Source organism: Streptomyces sp. CB01201, assembly GCF_002803085.1.
GTDB lineage: Bacteria > Actinomycetota > Actinomycetes > Streptomycetales > Streptomycetaceae > Streptomyces > Streptomyces hundungensis.
Genome location: NZ_NNBJ01000003.1, coordinates 396,204 through 417,216, shown reverse-complemented (window position 1 = coordinate 417,216; position 21,013 = coordinate 396,204). Strand labels below are relative to the sequence as shown.

General features: G+C 72.1%; 20 protein-coding genes. 12 read left to right on the top strand and 8 right to left on the bottom strand.

The features are described from left to right. Positions 1-2: 2 nt before the first annotated feature. The 4 genes from CG740_RS09855 to CG740_RS09840 all read left to right on the top strand — a co-directional run bounded on the left by CG740_RS09855 (position 3) and on the right by CG740_RS09840 (position 3,601). Entirely contained in the window at positions 3-1,127 is a 1,125-nt protein-coding gene (locus CG740_RS09855) for an ArsA family ATPase (protein WP_100574631.1), read from the top strand. Positions 1,128-1,197: 70 nt separating this feature from the next. Further along, the gene (locus tag CG740_RS09850; protein WP_100574630.1) at positions 1,198-1,632 is read left to right on the top strand and encodes a DUF5304 domain-containing protein; all 435 of its coding nucleotides are present in this window, start codon (positions 1,198-1,200) and stop codon (positions 1,630-1,632) included. 174 nt (positions 1,633-1,806) lie between these two features. Then, positions 1,807-2,760 carry an ROK family glucokinase gene (locus CG740_RS09845; RefSeq protein ID WP_100574629.1) on the top strand — a complete coding sequence of 318 codons (954 nt, stop codon included), beginning with the start codon at positions 1,807-1,809 and terminating at the stop codon, positions 2,758-2,760. A gap of 85 nt (positions 2,761-2,845) precedes the next feature. Further along, positions 2,846-3,601 (top strand): endonuclease/exonuclease/phosphatase family protein, encoded by a 756-nt coding sequence (locus CG740_RS09840; protein WP_100574628.1) that lies wholly within the window; start codon positions 2,846-2,848, stop codon positions 3,599-3,601. 472 nt (positions 3,602-4,073) lie between these two features. Here the strand turns inward: CG740_RS09840 and CG740_RS09835 are convergent, their stop codons facing one another. Both CG740_RS09835 and CG740_RS09830 read right to left on the bottom strand, forming a co-directional pair. Further along, positions 4,074-4,808: a hypothetical protein gene (locus tag CG740_RS09835; RefSeq protein WP_442802817.1), complete on the bottom strand. Its 735-nt coding sequence runs from the start codon at positions 4,806-4,808 to the stop codon at positions 4,074-4,076. Further along, positions 4,720-5,499 (bottom strand): alpha/beta hydrolase, encoded by a 780-nt coding sequence (locus CG740_RS09830; RefSeq protein WP_100574626.1) that lies wholly within the window; start codon positions 5,497-5,499, stop codon positions 4,720-4,722. The genes CG740_RS09835 and CG740_RS09830 overlap by 89 nt, the downstream gene beginning before the upstream one ends. 155 nt (positions 5,500-5,654) lie before the next feature. Between CG740_RS09830 and CG740_RS09825 the strand changes: the two genes are divergently transcribed. The 5 genes from CG740_RS09825 to CG740_RS09805 all read left to right on the top strand — a co-directional run bounded on the left by CG740_RS09825 (position 5,655) and on the right by CG740_RS09805 (position 10,694). Then, a complete protein-coding gene (locus CG740_RS09825; protein ID WP_100574625.1) occupies positions 5,655-6,434 on the top strand; it encodes a lysophospholipid acyltransferase family protein in 780 nt (259 codons plus the stop codon). A 36-nt stretch (positions 6,435-6,470) separates the two neighbouring features. Then, positions 6,471-7,685 (top strand): MacS family sensor histidine kinase, encoded by a 1,215-nt coding sequence (macS, locus tag CG740_RS09820; RefSeq protein WP_100574707.1) that lies wholly within the window; start codon positions 6,471-6,473, stop codon positions 7,683-7,685. After that, entirely contained in the window at positions 7,682-8,371 is a 690-nt protein-coding gene (locus CG740_RS09815) for a response regulator (protein WP_100574624.1), read from the top strand. The genes macS and CG740_RS09815 overlap by 4 nt, the downstream gene beginning before the upstream one ends. A 144-nt stretch (positions 8,372-8,515) precedes the next feature. Beyond that, positions 8,516-9,544, top strand: coding sequence for a 6-phosphofructokinase (locus tag CG740_RS09810; protein WP_100574623.1), 1,029 nt, complete (start codon positions 8,516-8,518; stop codon positions 9,542-9,544). Between the two features lie 151 nt (positions 9,545-9,695). Next, positions 9,696-10,694 (top strand): 2-hydroxyacid dehydrogenase, encoded by a 999-nt coding sequence (locus CG740_RS09805; protein WP_100574622.1) that lies wholly within the window; start codon positions 9,696-9,698, stop codon positions 10,692-10,694. A gap of 13 nt (positions 10,695-10,707) precedes the next feature. Here the strand turns inward: CG740_RS09805 and CG740_RS09800 are convergent, their stop codons facing one another. From CG740_RS09800 to CG740_RS09790, 3 genes are all read right to left on the bottom strand, one after another. Further along, on the bottom strand, positions 10,708-12,558 hold the full coding sequence (locus CG740_RS09800) for an anthranilate synthase family protein (protein WP_100574621.1): 1,851 nt from the start codon (positions 12,556-12,558) through the stop codon (positions 10,708-10,710). Positions 12,559-12,660: 102 nt separating this feature from the next. Further along, positions 12,661-12,717: a trp operon leader peptide gene (locus CG740_RS41855; protein WP_079033853.1), complete on the bottom strand. Its 57-nt coding sequence runs from the start codon at positions 12,715-12,717 to the stop codon at positions 12,661-12,663. A 53-nt stretch (positions 12,718-12,770) separates the two neighbouring features. Continuing rightward, on the bottom strand, positions 12,771-14,759 hold the full coding sequence (locus CG740_RS09790; protein WP_234376164.1) for an N-acetylmuramoyl-L-alanine amidase: 1,989 nt from the start codon (positions 14,757-14,759) through the stop codon (positions 12,771-12,773). Between the two features lie 200 nt (positions 14,760-14,959). Between CG740_RS09790 and CG740_RS09785 the strand changes: the two genes are divergently transcribed. Together CG740_RS09785 and CG740_RS09780 are read left to right on the top strand one after the other, a co-directional pair. Further along, positions 14,960-16,300, top strand: a complete 1,341-nt coding sequence (locus CG740_RS09785; RefSeq protein WP_100574618.1) for a class II 3-deoxy-7-phosphoheptulonate synthase — start codon at positions 14,960-14,962, stop codon at positions 16,298-16,300. Between the two features lie 173 nt (positions 16,301-16,473). Beyond that, complete coding sequence (locus tag CG740_RS09780) at positions 16,474-16,740, top strand: (2Fe-2S)-binding protein (RefSeq protein ID WP_100574617.1); 267 nt, start codon at positions 16,474-16,476, stop codon at positions 16,738-16,740. Between the two features lie 50 nt (positions 16,741-16,790). Here the strand turns inward: CG740_RS09780 and bfr are convergent, their stop codons facing one another. Beyond that, positions 16,791-17,270 carry a bacterioferritin gene (gene bfr / locus CG740_RS09775; protein ID WP_100574616.1) on the bottom strand — a complete coding sequence of 160 codons (480 nt, stop codon included), beginning with the start codon at positions 17,268-17,270 and terminating at the stop codon, positions 16,791-16,793. Between the two features lie 153 nt (positions 17,271-17,423). On the opposite strand from bfr, the gene CG740_RS09770 reads away from it, so the two are divergent. Further along, positions 17,424-18,056, top strand: coding sequence for a sulfite oxidase-like oxidoreductase (locus CG740_RS09770; RefSeq protein ID WP_100574615.1), 633 nt, complete (start codon positions 17,424-17,426; stop codon positions 18,054-18,056). A gap of 27 nt (positions 18,057-18,083) precedes the next feature. Here the strand turns inward: CG740_RS09770 and CG740_RS09765 are convergent, their stop codons facing one another. Further along, the gene (locus CG740_RS09765; protein ID WP_100574614.1) at positions 18,084-18,935 is read right to left on the bottom strand and encodes a deoxyribonuclease IV; all 852 of its coding nucleotides are present in this window, start codon (positions 18,933-18,935) and stop codon (positions 18,084-18,086) included. A gap of 11 nt (positions 18,936-18,946) precedes the next feature. Beyond that, positions 18,947-20,956, bottom strand: a complete 2,010-nt coding sequence (gene pknB / locus CG740_RS09760) for a Stk1 family PASTA domain-containing Ser/Thr kinase (protein ID WP_100574613.1) — start codon at positions 20,954-20,956, stop codon at positions 18,947-18,949. Positions 20,957-21,013 lie beyond the last annotated feature (57 nt).

Sequence of the window (21,013 nt, the reverse complement as noted above, 5' to 3'; positions counted from 1 at the left end):
CCGTGCGTACGGTCCTGGTCACCGGCCCCGGCGGCGCGGGCCGCACCACCATCGCGGCGGCGACCGCGCTCGCCGAGGCCCGCCGCGGTACCCGGGTCACCCTGCTGACCTCGGACCGGCTGCCCGGTGAACTCGACGGGGTCACCGTCCGGCGAATCGATTCGGCGGCCCACTTCCGCGCCGAACTCCTCGCCTTCCAGGACCGCGCGGGCGCCGCCCTCGACCTCCTCGGCGCCTCCCGCCTGGACGCCGAGGAGCTGACCGAACTCCCCGGCGCCGAACAGCTCGCCCTGCTCAGCGCCCTGCGCGAGGCCGCGGCCGACCGGCCGGACCTGCTCGTCGTCGACCTCCCGCCGGCCGACCGGGCGCTCGCGACCCTCGCCCTGCCCGAGCAGCTGCGCCGCTATCTGCGCCGGCTGCTCCCGCCCGAGCGCCAGGCCGCCCGCTCGCTGCGCCCGGTCCTCGCCCAGCTCGCCGGGGTGCCGATGCCCGCGCAGTGGCTGTACGAGACCGCGGCCCGCTGGGACCTCGAACTGGCCGCCGTCCAGGCCGTCGTCGAGGACCCGGGCACGACCGTACGGCTGGTCGCGGACCCGGGCCCCGCCGCCGCCGAAGCCCTGCGCACCGCCCGGCTCGGCGTCGCCGTGCACGGGCTCGCCCTCGACGCGGTGATCGCCAACCGGCTGCTGCCCGCCGAGACCCCCGATCCCTGGCTGGCCGGACTGGTCGCCCAGCAGCGCAAGTACCTGGACGAGCTGGCGCAGGAGTTCCCCGTGCTGCGCGAGGTGGCCCACCTGGGACGCGATCCGCGCGGCGACGACGACCTGGAGCGCCTGGTCATGGGCCCCGGCCCGGCTGCCGCCCCGGCCCCGCGGTGGGAGATCGAGGACCGGCTGGCCGAGGACGACGTCCTGGTGTGGAGCCTGCCCCTGCCCGGCGCCGTCAAGGACGGGCTCGCGCTGGTGCGGCGCGGTGACGAACTCCTGCTCACCGTCGGCCCGTTCCGCCGGATCGTGCCGCTGCCCTCCGCGCTGCGCCGCTGCACCGTCACCGGGGCCGGGCTCAACGACGGCGTCCTGGACGTCCGGTTCGCGCCCGATCCCGAGCTGTGGCCTCGCGGCCGCTGAACGGGGTACCCCCGTTCGGGTAACGTCGAAGGAAACAGACCCGTAGGAAAACCAGCCGCTGGAGTTGGCCATGAGCGAAGCCACCGAGCGCCCCGCACCCGACGCGGATGCCTGGGCCGACGCCTGCGCAGAGGACCTGGCCGCCGAGAAGGCGCGCCGCCGCGAGCAGTACGGAACGCCACCGGGCTCCGCCGCCGAGGAACTGCGCAAGCTGTTCGAAGCCGTCACCGACAAGGTGTCCGGCCTCTTCGAGGGGCCCGCCGGGCTGTCCGGGATGGCGGCCCAGGGTGCCGTGCAGCAGCTGATCAGCCAGGCGAAGTCGGCCGTCGAGCCCGTCATCGAGCGCAACCCCGAGGTGTTCGACCACCTCGCCGCGGCCGGCGGCGAGCTGCTCGCCGCCTACCGTTCGGCCGTCGAGGGCCACGAGCGCCGCTGGACGTCCGACGACGACCGCAAGCGCGACGAGGGGCCGGGCCCCACCGAGCACATCGACCTCGACGACTGAGATCCGGCCCGCGGCCGGCCGTGCGCGGAGCCGGGAGGCGTGGGACCCGGACCGGTGCGGACAAAGCGCCGACCGCCGTCCGACCTCTGGGACGAACGGGGGCTCGGCACGCTGGGCGGCGCCCCGGCTCGGGTACGGTTGGCCGTAGCGGGGCTCGACCGAACTGAGGGATTCATGGGACTCACCATCGGTGTCGATATCGGCGGCACGAAGATCGCGGCGGGCGTGGTCGACGAGGACGGCAACATCCTCTCCACGCACAAGGTGCCGACGCCCGGCACGCCCGATGCCATCGTGGACGCGATCGCCTCGGCCGTGGACGGCGCACGCGCCGGACACGAGATCGTGGGCGTGGGCATCGGAGCCGCCGGTTACGTCAACCGGCAGCGGTCCACCGTCTACTTCGCGCCCAACATCGACTGGCGCCAGGAACCGCTGAAGGAGAAGGTCGAGCAGCGCGTCGGCCTCCCGGTGGTCGTCGAGAACGACGCCAACGCGGCCGCCTGGGGCGAGTACCGCTTCGGGGCAGGCAAGGGCCACCGGAACGTCATCTGCATCACGCTCGGCACCGGCCTCGGCGGCGGCATCATCATCGGCAACAAGCTGCGCCGCGGCCACTTCGGCGTGGCCGCCGAGTTCGGCCACATCCGGATGGTGCCGGACGGCCTGCTGTGCGGCTGCGGCAGCCAGGGCTGCTGGGAGCAGTACGCCTCCGGCCGGGCCCTGGTGCGCTACGCCAAGCAGCGTGCCAACGCCACCCCCGAGCGCGCGGAGTTCCTGCTCGGGCTCGGTGACGGCACCCCCGACGGCATCGAAGGCAAGCACATCTCGATGGCCGCCCGCCAGGGCGACCCCGTCGCGGTCGACTCCTACCGCGAACTGGCGCGCTGGGCGGGCGCGGGTCTCGCCGACCTGGCCTCGCTCTTCGACCCGTCGGCGTTCATCGTCGGCGGCGGGCTCTCGGACGAGGGCGAGCTGGTGCTCGACCCGATCCGCAAGTCCTACCGGCGCTGGCTGGTCGGCGGGAACTGGCGCCCGGTCGCCGATGTGATCGCGGCCCAGCTCGGCAACAAGGCCGGTCTGGTCGGCGCGGCCGACCTCGCCCGCCAGCCCGACCCGATCATGTAGCGCCTCGGGCAACGCACGCACGCACCACCGACAGCGCCCGCCGCGTCCTCCCCGGACCGGCGGGCGCTGTCATACGTTGTGGACCATGACGACCCCCGCCGACGGGCTGCCCGCGTCCGCGACCGACCACGCCTCGGCCGTGATCCGCGTCCTCAGCTACAACATCCGCTCGATGCGCGACGACAACGCGGCGCTGGCCCGGGTGATCCGGGCCTGCGAGCCCGACCTGGTACTGATCCAGGAGGCGCCCCGCTTCTTCCGCTGGCGCAAGGCCGCGGCCCGCCTCGCGGCGGCGGCCGATCTGGTGGTCCTGAGCGGTGGGGCCACGGCCGCGGGCCCGATGCTGCTGTGCTCCCTGCGGGCGATCGTGGAGCGCACCGAGGACGTGCTGCTCCCGCTCACCCCCGGGCTGCACCGGCGCGGCTTCGCGACCGCGGTGGTACGTGTCGGTGGGGCCAGGCTCGGGGTGCTCAGCGCCCACCTCAGCCTTCAGGCGGCCGAGCGGTACGAGCAGGCGGGGGCGCTGCTCGACCGGCTGGCCGGGATGGGCGTGGAGCACGCGGTCGCGGGCGGCGACCTGAACGAACGGCCCGGCGGGCGCGCCTTCGCCCGGCTCGCCGGGGCGTTGCAGGACTGCCATGAAGTGGCGCCGTGGGGTGGCGAGTTCACGTCCACGCCGCGTGATCCGCATCAGCGGATCGACGCGATCTTCGCCACGCGGGGTGTCCAAGTCCTGGGCTGCGGTGTGCCGTTGGGCCTCGCCGCGCCGGCCGACCTGCTCACCGCCACGGACCACCTGCCGGTCCTGGCCGCCCTGCGACTCCCCACCCCGACCCCCTGAGGGGCTGGGGTTGCCCATGCGGGCCGGCACCGAGTCTTTCAGGGGCGCGGGGAACTGCGCGGGTAGCGCCGCCCACGGCCCGCACCCGTAGGAGAGCCCCCGGGGCTCCGCCCCGGACCCCGTTCGCGCCTGAACGGCGCTCGTCCTCAATCGCCGGACGGGCTGGGGTTGCCCATGCGGGCCGGCACCGAGGCTTTCAGGGGCGCGAGGAGCTGCGCGAGGAGCGACCACGGTCGGCGGACGAGGGTGGGGTCAGGGGCGCGGGGAACTGCGCGGGGCCCGCTCGAAAGCGGCATCAGGGGCGCGAGGAACTGCGCGAGCAACCACGCACGGCCCGCAGCCGAAAGCAGGGTCAGGGCCGCGGGCAACCGCGCACGGCCCGCAGCGTAAGGCGGGGTCAGGGGCGCGGGGAAAGGCACGCCTGGAGCCGGAGCAGGGCCGCACTCCGCAAGCCCAGCGCAGCGAACCCGGGTCACACCACCGCGCCGCGCCCCGGATCGTCGTCCTCCTCATCGGGCTGCATGCGCGCGAACAGCGTCGCGATGCCGCCCAGGAAACCGCCCACGCCCAGCAGGGTGAGCCACCACGTGATGTCCCAGCCGAAGATCGCGGCGAGGATCAGCAGCAGCGGGCCGCCGATCACGCCCAGCCAGGCGAACTTGGCCGCCGCGTCCGCCTCCGGCAGCGGCGGCGGCTCGGGCGGCACGAAGTGACCTTCGTCGGAGGGGTCGGAGGGGTCCGAAGAGTCGGCGGGAGAGTAGTCGCGCGGGCCGCCCACGCCGGGGGCGAACACCACCGAGCTGCCGAGCGCGGGCCTGTCGGACCCGGCGCCGGCGCTCTTGTCGAGCCCCTTGTCAGGCCCCTCGCCGGCGTCCTGCTCGCCGCCGGAGCCGGGCCCGGGTGTCGCCGGCCCGCCACCCTTGCCGTCCGCTCCGGTCCCGGTCCCCGTCCCGGGACCCGGCTCGTCCTTGGTCAGGGCCACGTCCAGGTCCAGGTCCTCCACCGGTCTGAAGGGTCTGGTGCCGGGCGGATCGGCCGGTTCCTCGCCGTATCCCGCCACGATCGCCGCCCAGGCAGCCTCTTCGTCGATCGGCTGCGGTTCGCGGTCCGCGTCGTGCTCAGCCACCGGTCGTGCTCCCCTTCTTCCCGACGCTCGGAGCGAGGCGGCCGATGAACGAGTAGCTCTCCTCGAAGATCCGCTCCGCATCGTGGTCCAACGTCGCCACGTGGTAGCTCTGTTCCAGCAGGATCTCCTCGACGTCCGTGGAGGAGACCCGGCTGAGGATCCGGGCCGAGTCGACCGGCGGCACCACATGGTCCTGGGGGCTGTGCAGAACCACCAACGGCTGTGTCACCTGCGGCAGTTCACCGTCCACGAGCTTGAAGAAGTTGCGCAGCGAGTGCGCCGCGTGTAGCGGCACCCGGTCGTAGCCGACCTCCGTGGAGCCCTCCTTGGCGATGTCGCTCGCGATGCCCTTCGTGGACCGTACGAAGTGCCGGGCCACGGGCAGCGCGTGGGCGGCCGCGCCGTGCACCTTGTTGCCCGGGTTGACGAGGACCAGGCCGCTGACCGCGTCGCCGTGCTTCGCGGCGAGCCGCAGCGCCAGGGCGCCGCCCATCGAGAGCCCGAAGACGAAGACCTGGGTGCACCGCTCCCGGAGCTCGCGCAGGGCCCGGTCCACCTCCGCGTACCAGTCCTGCCAGCCCGTGAGCTGCATGTCCTGCCACCGGGTGCCGTGGCCGGGAAGGAGCGGCAGCGAGACCGTGAGGCCGCGCTCCGCGAGGTGGTCGGCCCAGGGCCGCATCGACTGCGGGGAACCGGTGAAACCGTGACAGAGGAGGACGCCGACCTCTCCGCCCTCGTGGCGGAACGGCTCGGCTCCAGGGAGGACCGGCACCAGGGGTCTCCTGTTCATGAGCAGGGGCGGGGGTTGTGCGGGGGAGTCCTACTTCACGGTACGCGACCGGACCGACACCGACCAGGGCCGTCGCGCGGGAGGCCGGGCCCGGCACGGGTTAAGGTCTGTTCGACAAGCACAGGAAGGCATCCGAGTTGATCTACGGCGCTATGAAGTTCTCCATCGGCGGCTCGCTGAAGCTCGCCTTCAGGCCGTGGGTGGAGGGCCTGGAGAACATCCCCGCCGAGGGTCCGGCGATCCTCGCGAGCAACCACCTCTCGTTCTCGGACTCCTTCTTCCTCCCGGCCGTCCTGGACCGCAAGGTCACCTTCATCGCGAAGGCCGAGTACTTCACCTCGCCCGGGGTCAAGGGCAAGCTGACCGCCGCGTTCTTCAAGGGCGTCGGCCAGCTCCCGGTGGACCGCTCGGGCGCCCGCGGGGCCGGCGAGGCCGCGATCAACGCCGGCATCGACGTCATCAAGGCCGGCGGCCTCTTCGGCATCTACCCGGAGGGCACCCGCTCGCCCGACGGCCGCCTCTACCGCGGCAAGCCGGGCGGCCTGGCCCGGGTCGCACTGGCCACCGGCGCCCCCGTGATCCCGGTCGCGATGATCGACACCGAGAAGATCCAGCCGCCCGGCAAGGTGGTGCCGAAGCTGATGCGCCCCGGCATCCGGATCGGCAAGCCGCTCGACTTCAGCCGCTACCAGGGCATGGAGGGCGACCGCTTCATCCTGCGCTCGGTGACCGACGAGGTCATGTACGAGATCATGAAGCTCTCCGGCCAGGAGTACGTCGACATCTACGCGACCGCCGCCAAGCGGCAGATCGCCGACGAGGCCAAGCGCGTCGCGGACGAGCAGAAGGCCGCCGAGAAGGCGGAGCGGGCCCGGGAGGCCGAGCAGGCCAAGCGGGCGGAACAGCCCGGAGCCTAGGCGTCCGGTCCGGGGGGCCGGTCAGGGGTGGGGGAGATGGCCAAGCGCGAACGTGTCGTACGGATGTCGGTGGAGCTGCCGCTGTGGCGGGCGCTGACCGGCTACCGGGTGCTCACCACGCTCTACGCGCTCGCGATCTTCGCCAGCGGCTACGAGAAGTTCGAGCGGCCCTGGGTCGGCATCGGGTACCTGGCGGTGCTCGTGGTGTGGAACTTCGCGACGCTGCCCCGGGTCGCGAACGCGGCCGCCTGCACCAAGCGCTTCCTCGTCGCCGACCTCACCGTGGTGCTCACCGGCATCCTGCTGACCCCGCTCGCCGACATGGACGCGCAGCACGTCGACGGCCCGACGCTGCCGACGATAGCGACGGCCGGGGCCGTGCTCGCCTTCGCGATCAAGGGGGGCTGGCGCTGGGCCGCCTTCGCCTCCTCGCTGGTGGCCGTCGCCAACATCGTGGAGCGCGCCCACCCCACCCGGGACACCTTCCACAACGTGCTCCTGGTGTGGATCGCCTCCATCGCGATCGGCTACATCGTCGAGGTGGCCCGGGCCAGCGAGGCGACGCTCGCCCGCGCGCTGGAGATCGAGGCGGCCACCCGCGAGCGCGAGCGCCTGGCCCGGGACATCCACGACAGCGTGCTCCAGGTCCTCGCCATGGTGCAGCGCCGCGGCAGCGCGCTCGGCGGCGAGGCCGCGGAGCTCGGCCGGATGGCGGGCGAGCAGGAGGTCGCGCTGCGCACCCTGGTCTCCAGCGGCCTGGTGCCGCCCACCCGCGCCTCCGAGGACGTCGCCAACGGCGCCGTCGTAAGGGCGGTGGAGGTCGACGACGAGCCGGGCGGGACGGGCTCGGTCGACCTGCGCTCGCTGCTCGCCCGGCACGCCGGATCGAAGGTCTCCTTCGCCGAGCCGGGCGCCCCGGTCCCGCTCGCACCCGTCGCGGCCGGGGAGTTGGCGGCCGCTGTCAGTGCCGCCCTGGACAATGTCCGTAGGCACGCGGGGGATTCGGCGCAGGCCTGGATCCTGATCGAGGACTGGGGGGACGAAGTGATCGTGACGGTACGGGACGACGGGCCCGGAATCCCGCCGGGCCGGCTCGACCAGGCCGAGGGGGAGGGGCGCCTGGGCGTCGCCCTCTCGATCCGGGGCCGGCTGCGCGACCTGGGCGGCACCGCGGAGCTGGTCTCCGTGCCGGGCCAGGGCACGGAAGTCGAACTGAAGGTTCCACGGGGGAAGGCAGGACGGCACGGATGACGGAACAGCACGGGGAACGGGCGGACGCGGCGGTGAAGGTGATGGTGGTCGACGACCACCCGATGTGGCGCGACGCGGTCGCCCGTGACCTCGCGGCCGCCGGGTTCGACGTCGTGGCCACCGCCGGCGACGGGCCGCAGGCGGTCCGCCGCGCCCAGGCCGCGGCGCCCGACGTCCTGGTCCTCGACCTCAACCTGCCGGGCCTGTCCGGCGCCCAGGTCTGCAAGGAACTGGTCGCCGCCAACCCGGCGTTGCGGGTGCTCGTCCTGTCCGCGTCGGGCGAGCACGCGGACGTCCTGGAAGCGGTGAAGTCCGGCGCGCTCGGCTACCTCCTCAAGTCGGCCGGCGCCGAGGAGCTGATCGACGCCGTGCGTCGTACCGCCGTGGGTGACCCGGTGTTCACCCCGGGCCTGGCCGGTCTCGTCCTCGGCGAGTACCGCAGGCTGGCCAGTGACCCGGCGCCCGCCGCCGCGGACGAGCCCAAGGCCCCGCAGCTCACCGAGCGCGAGACCGAGGTGCTGCGCCTGGTCGCCAAGGGCCTGAGCTACAAGCAGATAGCCGAGCGCCTGGTCATCTCGCACCGCACCGTGCAGAACCACGTCCAGAACACCCTGGGCAAGCTCCAGTTGCACAACCGGGTGGAGCTGGTGCGGTACGCGATCGAGCGCGGCCTGGACGACGCCTGAGCGAGCCATCCCCCGTACGAGTGAACGACGCTCAATCAACTCCCTTTCCTGTGAAGGGAATTGACCTTTCGCCCCATCCCGGAGTGACGTACGTCACCACTAGCGTGGACCGCGTACGTCACTCCCAGGTGAAGGGACCATTCCATGCGGGTCGGAGTACTGACCGGAGGCGGTGACTGCCCCGGGCTCAACGCCGTCATCCGGGGCATCGTCCGCAAGGGTGTGCAGGAGTACGGCTACGAGTTCACCGGGTTCAAGGACGGCTGGCGCGGGCCCCTTGAGGGCGACACCGTCAAGCTCGACATCCCGGCGGTGCGCGGCATCCTGCCGCGCGGCGGCACCATCCTCGGCTCCTCGCGCACCAACCCCCTCAAGGCGGAGCACGGCGTCCGCCGCATCAAGGAGAACCTCACCAAGTACGAGATCGACGCCGTGATCGCGATCGGCGGCGAGGACACCCTGGGTGTCGCGGCCCGGCTCAGCGACGAGTACGGCATCAACTGCGTCGGCGTACCCAAGACGATCGACAACGACCTGTCCGCCACCGACTACACCTTCGGCTTCAACACCGCCGTCGGCATCGCGACCGAGGCCATCGACCGGCTGCACACCACGGCCGAGTCCCACATGCGGGTCCTGGTCGTCGAGGTCATGGGCCGGCACGCGGGCTGGATCGCCCTGCACTCCGGCCTGGCCGGCGGCGCCAACGTCATCCTCATCCCCGAGCAGCGCTTCGACGTCGACCAGGTCTGCCACTGGGTCACCTCCCGCTTCAAGGCCTCGTACGCGCCGATCGTCTGCATCGCCGAGGGTGCCATGCCCAAGGACGGCGAGATGGTGCTCAAGGACGGCACGCTCGACTCGTTCGGGCACGTCCGGCTCTCCGGCGTCGGCGAGTGGCTGGCGAAGGAGATCGAGAAGCGCACCGGCAAGGAGGCCAGGACCACCGTCCTCGGCCATGTGCAGCGCGGCGGCACCCCGAGCGCGTTCGACCGGTGGCTGGCGACCCGCTTCGGGCTGCACGCCATCGAGGCGGTGCGCGACGGGGACTTCGGCAAGATGGTCGCGCTGCGCGGCACGGACATCGTGCGGGTGCCGATCTCGGAGGCCACCGCGAAGCTGAAGACCGTGGACCCGGCGCTCTACGCCGAGGTGGGCGTCTTCTTCGGCTGAGTCCGTCGATTCGGTCCGACCCCTGCCGTCCCGGGCCGACCCGGGTCGGCAGGCCGGGCGGGGCGGGGCTGTGGGCCGTATATTCGCGATATCCGGCCCATAGCCCTCATATCTGGCGCGAACGCCAGAGAGCGCCCTGAAGGGGAGAGTCGTGGAAATCCTGGCATTCGGCGTGCAGGCCGACGAGAAGCCGCTGATCGAGAAGGCCTTCGAGGGCCGCCACGAGGTCCGCTGCCTGGACGTCTTCCTGACCGAGGACACCGCGCCGATCGCCACCGGGTACGAGGTGATCTCCACCAGCGTCAACGCCAACCTCAACGCCCAGGTGCTCCAGAGCCTGGCCGTCGGCGGCACGCAGATGATCGCCCAGCGCTCCACCGGCTTCAACAACATCGACCTGGACGTGGCCGCCCGCCTGGGGCTCACCGTCGCCCGGGTGTCCTACTACTCGCCGTACTCGGTCGCGGAATTCGCCTGGACCCTGGCGATGGCGGTGAACCGCCGCATCGTGCGGGCCTCCAACCGCACCCGCGACTTCGACTTCCGCCTGGACGGACTGCTCGGCCGCGATCTGCGGGGCCGCACCGTCGGGGTGCTCGGCACCGGCAAGATCGGCGAGGCGTTCACCCGGATCGCCCACGGCTTCGGGATGAACCTGCTCGGCTGGGACGTGGCACAGAACCCCGCCTGCGTCGAACTCGGGATGAAGTACGTCGACAAGGACGAGCTGTTCGCGAGCGCCGACGTGATCAGCCTGCACGTACCGCTGCTGCCCTCGACCCACCACATCGTCGGGCGCGAGGAACTCGCCGCGATGAAGGACGACGCGATCCTGGTCAACTCCAGCCGGGGCGGGCTCGTCGACACGGACGCGCTGGTCGGCGAGCTGCGCAAGGGCCGCTTCGCCGGGGTCGGCCTGGATGTGTACGAGGCCGAGGCGGGCCTGTTCTTCCTCGACAAGTCCCTGGAGGCCGTCGAGGACGACACCCTGGCCCGCCTCGTGACGTTCCCCAACGTGGTGGTCACCTCGCACCAGGCGTACTACACCCAGGACGCGGTGGCCCAGATCGTCGAGGCGACGGTGGAGAACGTGGCGGCCTACGCCGAAGGCCGCCACACCGAGAACGTCCTGGTCCCCGCCGCTCAGTGAGCGGGCGGCGGCCTCAGCGGAGCGCCGCGACCCCCGCGAGCAGATCCCGGACGACCTCCGGACCGCGCAGGGTCAGCACCGACTCCGGGTGGAACTGGATGCCCGCGTAGCCGGGACCGCGCAGCGCGTGCACCTCGTGCGTCACCGGGTCGCGGGCGACCTCCACGCCGGGCAGCTCGCCTTCGCAGCGCGCCGCGAAGCTGTTGTAGAAGCCGACCGTCTCCTCGCGCCCGAACAGGTCGATCCGCACCTGTGCGCCCTGGTGCGGCTCCCGCTTGCGCACGATCTCCAGGCCCAGCTCCGCCGCGATCAGCTCATGGCCCAGGCACACGCCGAGCAGCCCGTGCCGGTGCGAGCGCAGCAGCTCGGCCGCGAGCGGGCGGAGCAGCCGCATCTTCGGGTCGGCCGCGTCCACCGGGTTGCCCGGCCCGGGGCCCAGGATCACCGGGCCCTCGTGGCCCAGCACCCGCGAGCGCAGCCCGGGTGCGTCGTAGCGGACGACCGAGACCTGAAGGCCCGCCGAGCGCAGCACATGCGCGAGCATCGCCGTGAAGGTGTCCTCCCCGTCCACCACCAGGGCCGATCCGCTCGGCTCGGCCGGCCGGTCCTGCATCCGCAGCCAGAACGGCGCGAGGTCGGCCCGCCGGGCGTCGAGGGCGGCCTGCACCCGGGCGTCGTCGGCGAGCCGGGGCCGTACGGACTCGACGGCCGGGCGCCCCGGGCGCACCCCGAGCGCGGCCAGCACGCCCGCCGCCTTGGCGTGGGTCTCGGCGACCTCGCTCGCCGGGTCCGAGTGCCGGACGAGGGTGGCGCCGACCGGAACGGTGAGGCGGCCCTCGGGGGAGACGTACGCGGTGCGGATCAGGATGGGGGAGTCCAGGGTCTGGGCGCCGCCCGCGTCCCGGCCGAGCAGCGCGAGCGCGCCCGCGTAGTAGCCGCGCCCGCCGTCCTCGTACCGCTCGATGACCCGGCACGCGTTCTGCACCGGCGAGCCGGTGACCGTCGCCGCGAACATCGTCTCCCTCAGCACCTCGCGCACGTCCAGCGAGGAGCGGCCCCTCAACTCGTACTCGGTGTGCGCGAGATGGGCCATCTCCTTGAGGCGGGGGCCGATCACCACGCCGCCCATGTCGCCGACCGTGCACATCATCTTGAGCTCCTCGTCGACGACCATGGAGAGCTCGTCGGTCTCCTTGCGGTCGGCGAGGAAGGTCAGCAGGTCCTCGGGGGTGGGGCCGCCGGCCGGATAGCGGTAGGTCCCGCTGATCGGGTTCATGACGACGGTGCCGCCGGACATCCGCACATGCACCTCGGGGCTCGCGCCGACGAGGGTGCGCTCACCGGTGTGCACCACATACGTCCAGTACGCGCCCCGCTCGCCCGCGAGCAGCCGGCGGAACAGGGCGAGCGCGTCGGCCCGGCCGAAGCCGGGGATCTCGCCGGTGAAGGTGCGCCGGATGACGAAGTTGGCGCCCTCGCCGCTGCCGATCTCGTCGTCGATCACCCGCCGGACGATCCCCGCGTACTCCTCGTCGGCGACGTCGAAGGAACCGCCCTCGACCCGCACCTCGTGCGCGGGCAGCTGTGCGAGCACCTCGTCGAGCGGCAGTTCGTGGGCCTCGTCCGCGACCAGGACCGAGAGCGGGGTCCCGTCGTCGCGGACGTCGAAGCCGCGCTCCCGGATCTGCCGGAACGGCACCAGGGCGAGCGTGGGCAGGTCCCGGACGGGCAGGTCGGCGAGGTGCTCGGCCTCGTGGACCTCGCCGATCAGGAGCTCGACGACCTCGTGGTCGCGGCCCGGGGTGCGCCGGCGCAGCAGTGCGAACGGCGGACAGTTCTCGTCCAACAGCCTCTGGATCAGCACGAGTTGGAATTCCTTCCGGCGGTGTGAGCGGGAGGAACGGCCCGGGAAATGCGGAAGGCCGCCCCTCGGGGCGGCCTTCGCGAGTCTGTGTAAGCGCAGAGATCAGCGGGCCGCCGGATGAGCGGTCCACCACCAGTTCTGGATCGAGTGCGCGAACATGCGGCGCACTCTACCCGATGGCACCGCCGGTGGCGGTGCCATCGGGAGAATGGCTAGCGGGTCTCCGGGGTGACCACCTGGACGTCGGCCGTCCTCACCCAGGCGATCCGGTGGTTGTACCGGATCGGGTAGAAGGTCTGGGCGCCCTTGACCAGGGTGCCGAGCGTGGTGCCGCCGTAGTAGTAGTCGCCCGCGACCGGGTCGCCGGCGGCCGCATAGGCCTGCCCGGCGGGGATGCTGTACTTCGTCAGGGACGCCGAGTTGCTGCCCTGCACCGGCACGCCGGTGCCCGCGTACGCCGCGTCCTCGGGGTAGGACCGCCCGTAGACCTGCACCGGCGCGGTGCCCTTGGCCTTCAGGACGACCGGGGCCGCCGAGCGCGCCACGACCGAGGTGTAGCGGCCGCCCGGGTTCTGGAACCAGGCCTTCTGCCCGCCGTACCAGATCGCGGTCCAGTCGCCCTGCCGGTCCGCGACGACGTACCGGTCGCCCGCCACGACCTTGTTGGCCCAGTTCGGGCCCTCGGTCGCGACCTGCTCGCCCAGGTACGGGTCGCTCAGCGCGGCGGCGTCCAGGGCGGGGGCGGCGTACAGATAGCCGAAGTTGACCGGCTCGTCGAAGGTGGTGCGGGTCTTGGTGGCCGGGTCGTAGTACGTCGTCGTGCGCGGGGTGAACGGCGGGACGACCTTGACGACCTGCCCGGCGGCGGGCATCCGGCCGCCGGTGCAGTCGTCGGCGCCGAGCAGGGACATGTAGTGGTTCCAGTCCCAGAACGGGCCCGGGTCCCAGTGCTGCCCGGCCACATAGCCGTCCAGCGGGCCCGGCACCTCGTCGTGGCCGATGATGTGCTCGCGGTCCAGCGGGATGGAGAACCGGTCGGCGAGGTACTTCACCAGCGTCGCCGAGGCGTCGTAGAGCGGCTCGCCGTACCAGCTGCCGGTCTTCATCGCGAAGCCCACGTGCTCGATGCCGAGCGCGTGCATGTTCACCGTCTTGTTGCCCGCGTGGTACGACTCGTCCTTCGTCGCCACCACCTGGGTCACCAGGCTGCCGTCGTCCTTGACGATGTAGTGCGTGCTGGCCGAGCTCTTGGGGTCCTGGAAGGTGTTGATCGAGCCCTCGTAGGTCCCCTCCGTGTCGTGGATCACGATCTGCCGGATGTCGTAGCCGTTGTCCGGCCGGTTCGCCACGTTGTAGTTGTTCGGGTCGGCCGGCTTGTAGTCGCAGTTCAGCCCGGCGGGGCACTCGGGCGTCAAGGCGGTCGGGGCGACCGCCGCCCTCGTCGCCTTCGCCGTCGGCCCGGCGGGCCTCACCCCGGGGTCGGCCGGCAGCGCGAGGCGCCGGCCGTCGGCGGTGACCCGGCTCTCGCCCGAGCGCACCGAGTCGAAGACCCGCTCCGCGAAGGCGTCGGCGCCCTTGGCGTCGGGGGCCTGGCTGTAGCGGGCCACCGCCGGGTACCAGGCACCCGGGTCGGCCGGCAGCGAGCCGGTCGCCGCGCGCTGGTAGCGGGCGAGCAGGGCCGCGCCCGCCCGGATGCTCTGCCCGGCGTCGGTGCGGACCGTGTCCACCGGCTCGCCGATGAGCTTGGCGGCCTCGTCCAGGGTGTGCAGGCGCGGGTCGCCGGTGTCGACGGACGGCTCGGCGGCCGGCGCCTTCCTGGCGTCGAAGCGCTTCATGACGGCCGGGTCGCCGCTCAGGTTGAGATGCGCGAGCCGGTCCTGGGCGGTGGGCCGCTCGACGTCGCCGGGCAGCACCCGGGTCAGGCCCATCACGTTGTACGCGCCCGAGGTGCTGGGCTCGCCGTTGTGGTCCTCCCAGCGCGTCTGGCGGTAGGAGACCGCCATCAGGACGCTCTGCGGAACCTTGAACTCCCGCGCCGCGCGGGCGAATTGGCCCTGTAGGCCCGAGGCTGCCGGGCCGTCGGCCGGCGGGGCGGCGGGCGCCGCGAGCGCCTGCGGGCCGAGCGCGGTGAGGGCGAGGGCCCCGGCCACCCCGTACCCGAGAAGCTTCCTCTTCGTGTGTTTCCGCTGTCTGCTGGTCACGCTTCGGCTCACGCCCACCCCTGGTCACCTTTGTCCGCAATTCAGTAACTGGCGTGAGATTAACAGGAGATGATCATGAACGGTCACGCTCAGGACCGCCCGGACGGGATGACTGCCCTCGCGGTCCTCGGGCCCGTGTCCGCGTGGCCGGTGTCTCATTTGGTGGTCGCTGGGGTGGACGGCTTGGCCGACCCCGTAATGTGGGTCCGGTGACCGTGAACGTAAACACCTGGCGTGACCTTCCCGCGGCGCAGCAGCCCGAGTACCCCGATGCCGAGGCTCTGCGCGATGTGATCGCGGACCTCGAATCGTATCCGCCGCTCGTCTTCGCGGGCGAGTGCGACCAGCTGCGCGCCCGCCTGGGAGCCGTCGCCCAGGGCGAGGCGTTCCTGCTCCAGGGCGGCGACTGTGCCGAGGCCTTCGACGCCGTCTCGGCCGAGCACATCCGGGCCAAGCTGAAGACCCTCCTCCAGATGAGCGCCGTCCTCACCTACGCGGCCTCCGTGCCCGTGGTGAAGGTCGGCCGCATCGCCGGCCAGTACTCCAAGCCCCGCTCCAAGGGCACCGAGACCCGCGACGGCGTGACCCTGCCGACCTACCGCGGCGACTCCGTGAACGGCTTCGCCTTCACGGAGAAGGACCGCGTCCCCGACCCCGAGCGCCTGAAGCGGATGTACAACGCGTCCGCCTCGACGCTCAACCTGGTGCGCGCCTTCACCACCGGCGGCTACGCGGACCTGCGCCAGGTGCACGCCTGGAACCAGGACTTCGTGAAGTCGTCCCCCTCGGGCCAGCGCTACGAGCAGCTCGCCCGCGAGATCGACAACGCGCTCAACTTCATGAAGGCCTGCGGCACCGACCCGGCCGAGTTCAAGGCCGTCGAGTTCTACGCCTCCCACGAGGCGCTGCTCCTCGACTACGAGTCGGCCCTGACCCGCACCGACTCGCGCACCGGCGAGCTGTACGACACCTCCGGCCACATGGTGTGGATCGGCGAGCGCACCCGGCAGCTGGACGGGGCGCACATCGAGTTCGCGTCCCGGATCCGCAACCCGATCGGCATCAAGCTCGGCCCGACGACCACCGTCGACGAGGCGCTCACCTACGTGGACCGCCTCGACCCGGACCGCGAGCCGGGCCGGCTGACCTTCGTCGTCCGCATGGGGGCGGACAAGGTCAGGGACAAGCTGCCCGAGCTCGTCGAGAAGGTCACCGCCTCCGGCGCGGTCGTCGCCTGGGTCACCGACCCGATGCACGGCAACACCTTCGAGGCGGCCTCCGGCCACAAGACGCGTCGCTTCGACGACGTCCTGGACGAGGTCAAGGGCTTCTTCGAGGTCCACAAGGCCCTCGGCACCCACCCGGGCGGCATCCACGTCGAGCTCACCGGTGACGACGTCACCGAGTGCGTGGGCGGCGGCCACGAGATCTTCGTGGACGACCTGCACCAGCGCTACGAGACGGCCTGCGACCCCCGCCTGAACCGCAGCCAGTCCCTGGACCTGGCGTTCCTGGTCGCCGAGATGTACCGCGACCAGTAATTCCCCGGGGCAGGACAGTGGGGCGCGGATCCATGTGATCCGCGCCCCACTGGCGTACCGGGGCTGTCGCGCTTCCGGGGTGCCGGGTAAGGTTAGGGTTGCCTCACCGACGAAACGGGAATCGGTCGCTCGGGACGGCATGTCCATCGACCCCGTGTCGATCACCTCGGGAGGTGAACCGCGTGTACGTGTGCAACTGCTTCGGTGTCACCGAAGAGCAGGTCAAGAAGCACGCGGAGGGCGGTGCGTGCACCCCCCGCCAGATAGCGTCCGCCTCCAAGGCCGGCACCGACTGCGGTTCCTGCGTGCGCCGCATCCAGTCGCTGCTCGGACGCGGCGCGTGCCCCCGGCGCGAGCTGGTGGAGCAGGGCAGGCCCGCGCTCACCGCCGTCGCCCCGGAGCCGGAGTTCGCCGCCACGGCGCTCGACGAGGCCGCCTGACACGAGGCCGCCCGCCCCCGGGCGGCCGCCCCGGTGGCCGACGGTGTCCGTCAGCTCTCCGGCTGCTCGATGAGCTGCGCGATGTAGAGCGCCTCGCCGAGCTTCTCCACCAGCTCCAGCTGGGTGTCCAGGTAGTCGATGTGGTGCTCCTCGTCGGCCAGGATCGACTCGAAGATGTTCGCCGAGGTGATGTCGCCCTTGGCGCGCATGACCTCGATGCCGCGCTTGAGGCGGTCGATCGCCTCGGCCTCGATCTGCCGGTCCGCCTGGAACATCTCGGTGACCGTCTGCCCGATGCGCACATGGAAGAGCCGCTGGAAGTTCGGCAGACCGTCCAGGAACAGGATCCGGTCGGTCAGCACCTCCGCGTGCTTCATCTCGTCGATCGACTCGTGACGCGTGTACTTGGCCAGCTTCGTCCAGCCGAAGTTGGCCTGCATCGCGCTGTGCAGCCAGTACTGATTGATCGCCGTCAGCTCGGCACTCAGCTGCTCATTCAGGAATTCGATGACCTCGGGGTCGCCCTGCATCGCAGAGGCTCCTTCCAAGCGGTTACTGGGCAAGTTGCGCGCATCCTCGCACCGTGATCAGGACCCGTCCAGTAAGTGCATGCTTAGTAGGAGTTGCCCGAATAGAGACGTCCCTGGTCAACACCACCCCCCGGGGTCTGTCACCATGGAGTCATGGGTCAGCCGGAGAGCCGGGAGCGGCAGGGAGCAGCGCACACGGAGCTTCCGCCGGGGCAGCGCCTCCAGCGCGGCTGGCCGGTCACCCACTACGGACCGGTGCCCAAGTTCAAGCCGGAGCGCTGGGAGTTCCGGGTCTTCGGGGCCACCGCCGACGGCGAGAAGCACTGCTGGAACCACGAGGAGTTCTCGGCGCTGCCGTTCGAGACCGTGGTCGCCGACCTGCACTGTGTCACCAAGTTCTCGATGCTCGGGGCCGAATGGGGCGGGGTCGGCGCCCGCACGATAGCCGGGATCGCGCCACCCGCCGCCGATGTCACCCATGTGATGGTGTGGGCCGAATACGGCTTCAGCTCCAACCTGCGGCTCGCCGACTTCCTCTCCGACCGCACGCTCTTCGCCACCCACAACGGCGGTGACCTGCTCACCGCCGAACACGGCTTCCCGCTGCGCCTGGTGGTGCCGCACCTGTACGCCTGGAAGGGCCCCAAGTGGGTCCGCGGCATCGAGTACATGACGGCGGACCGCCGGGGCTTCTGGGAGGAGCGGGGCTACCACAACATCGGCGACCCCTGGCGCGAGCAGCGCTACTCCTACCAGGAGGAGCCCGGGGACGGCCCCGAGCTCTGAGCTCCGCCCGCTGAACAGCCCCCGCGCCTAGACGCGCAGCGACTTCAGCCGGGCCACGTCGGCGGCGTGCCCCTCCTTGCCGCCCGGCGTCTCGATCACCAGCGGTACGCCCTCGGTCGCCGGATGCCCGAGCAGCTCGCGGAACGGCTCCTCGCCGATGTGTCCCGAGCCGATGTTCTCGTGGCGGTCCTTGTGCGCGCCGGCCACGTCCTTGGAGTCGTTGGCGTGGATCAGTTTCAGCCGTCCCTCGCCGACGGTGTCCACGAGCAGGTCCAGGGTCTGCTTCATCCCGCCGGGCCCGGCCAGGTCGTGCCCGGCCGCGTAGATGTGGCAGGTGTCCAGGCAGACGCCCAGCATGGGGTGGGAGTCCAGGGCCTCGAAGTACGGGCCGAAGTCCCAGGTGCGCGAGCACAGCGAGGAGCCCTGCCCGGCGGTCGACTCCAGGAGCAGGAACGGGTCGTCGTCGTGGGTCAGTTCGTCCAGGAGCGGCAGCAGATGCGCCCTGACCTGGGCGAGCGCCTCCGCGCGCGGACGCCCGCCGGTCGCCGAGCCGGTGTGCACGACCACGCCGAGCGCGCCGATCTCACGGCCCCGGCGCAGGGAGTGCCGCAGCGACTCCACCGACTTCTCCACCGTCGCCCCGGTGTGCGAGCCGAAGTTGATCAGGTACGGAGCGTGCACGTACGCCGGTATCGACGCCTCGGCGCACTCGGCCCGGAACTGCTCGTCCTGGGCCGGGTTCCCGGTGGGGGTGGCCCAGCCGCGCGGATTCGCGGCGAAGACCTGGACGGTCTCGGCGCCGATCTCGCGCGCGTAGGAGAGGCCGACCGTGGCGAGGCCGCCGGCCACGGGGACGTGGCCGCCGATGGGGTTGCGCATGGGGTGGCTACCTACAGTCCCTTGGTGGTGATGGTGATGGTGGAGCCCTCGGGTGCCTGGGCGCCGGCGGCGACGGACTGACCCGACACCTCGTCGCTGAGGAACGGGAAGCTGCGGTCGACCTTCACCTTGAAGCCGGCCTTCTCCAGATCCTTCTGCGCGTCCCCGGACTTCTCGCCGGTCACCTTGGGCACGGTGACCATCCGGGGGCCCTTGGACACGGTCAGCGTCACGCTGTCGCCCTGGGCGAGCTGGGCGTGCTCGGCGGCGGACTGGGCCGCGACCTTGCCCGCGTCCTGCTGCGACTCGACCTGGTCGGGCGAGACGGTGACCTTCAGCCCGGCGTCCTGGAGCGCGGCGGTGGCATCGGCCACCGAGTCGCCGACGACCCCGGGCACATCGACCGGGGCGCCCTTGCTGATGACGAGGGAGACGGCCGTGTCCGTGTGGCGCTTGATGCCCGCGGCCGGGTCGGTGCGGATCACCGAGCCCTGCGCGACGCTGTCATTGAACTCGCTGGAGGTGTCGCCCGGCGCGAAGCCCGCCTTCTGGAGCTCGTCCTTCGCCCGGTCGAGCGGCATCCCGTCGAGCTTCGGCACCTGGGCCGTCTCCGGGCCGCGCGAGATCACCAGGGTCACCGCGCCGTTGCCGCGGATGCGGGCGCCGGTCGCCGGATCGGTCGAGACGACCTGGCCCCGCTCGACGGTGTCGCTGAACTGCCGGTCGACCTTCTTGACGTCGAGTCCGGCACCGGACAGCTTCTTCTTCGCCGCGTCCTCGGTCTGCCCGATGAGGGCCGGAACCCGGGTGAACTGGCCGGAGTTGATGTACCAGACCCCGGCCCCGACCCCGAGGATCAGGAGCAGCGCAGCCACCACCGCGACCGGGCCACGCCGGCTGCCGAGGCGCTCGCGCACTCGGCGCGCTCCCCGCGGTTCCGGCTCGTCGTCGATGCGCTGCGGCATGATCAGCCGGCTGGTGCGGTTGACGGGCTCGTCGGTCCGCAGCCGGGTCGTGCGGTGGGCGTCCTGGCCCGGCACGGCGTCGGCGGGCAGCGCGCCGGGCGCCGCGGTGGCCGGTGTCGGCAGGGCGCGCGGGATCACGCTCGTCCGGTCCTCGGCGCCCGACTCACCGGCGGCGGGACGGGCGCCCGGCGGGACGGCGTCCAGTTGCTCCTCGCCCAGGGCCGCGCGGGCCGTGAGGGTCTCGGCGAGCAGGGCCACCGCGTCGTGCGGGCGGACCTCCGGGTTGCGGGCGGTCGCGGAGGCGACCAGCTCGTCCAGCTCCAGGGCGAGGCCCGGCACGGCCGCGGAGGGCGCGGGCACCCCCTCGTGGAGGTGGGCGTAGAGGATCTGGGCGGGGGTGTCCCCGACGTGCGGCTTGGCGCCGGTCAGCATCTCGTACAGGACCACGCCGCAGGCGTACACGTCGGCGCGGGTGTCCGCGGTGCCGTGCTCGATCTGCTCGGGGGCGAGGTAGGAGACCGTGCCGAGCACCGAGCCGGTGGTGCTGGTGACTGAGTCGACCGCCCTGACCAGGCCGAAGTCGGCGACCTTGACCCGGCCGTCGTCGCCGATCAGCACGTTCTCGGGCTTCATGTCCCGGTGCACGAACCCGGCCCGGTGCGCGGCGCCGAGGGCCGCCAGGACGGGCTCCAGGATGTCGAGGGCCGCGCGCGGCTGGAGCGCGCCGCGCTCGCGCAGCACATCGCGCAGGGTGCAGCCCGCGATGTACTCCATCGCCAGGTACACGTACTGGTCCTGCGCCCCCTGGTCGAAGACGCCGACCACATTGGGGTGCGCGAGCCGGGCCACCGACTTGGCCTCCCGGATGAAGCGCTCCACGAAGGAGGCGTCGGCGGCGAGGCTCGGATGCATCACCTTGAGGGCGAGTACCCGGTCGAGGCGGGTGTCGACGGCCCGGTAGACCGTGGCCATACCGCCGACGGCGATGCGCGCGTCGACGCGGTAGCGGCCGTCGAGCACCTGCCCGACGAGGGGGTCATGAAGGGTCGTATCCACGGAGGAGAGTTTACGAGCGCCGCCCGGCCCCCTTCACGCCGCGTGCGTTCCGGGGGC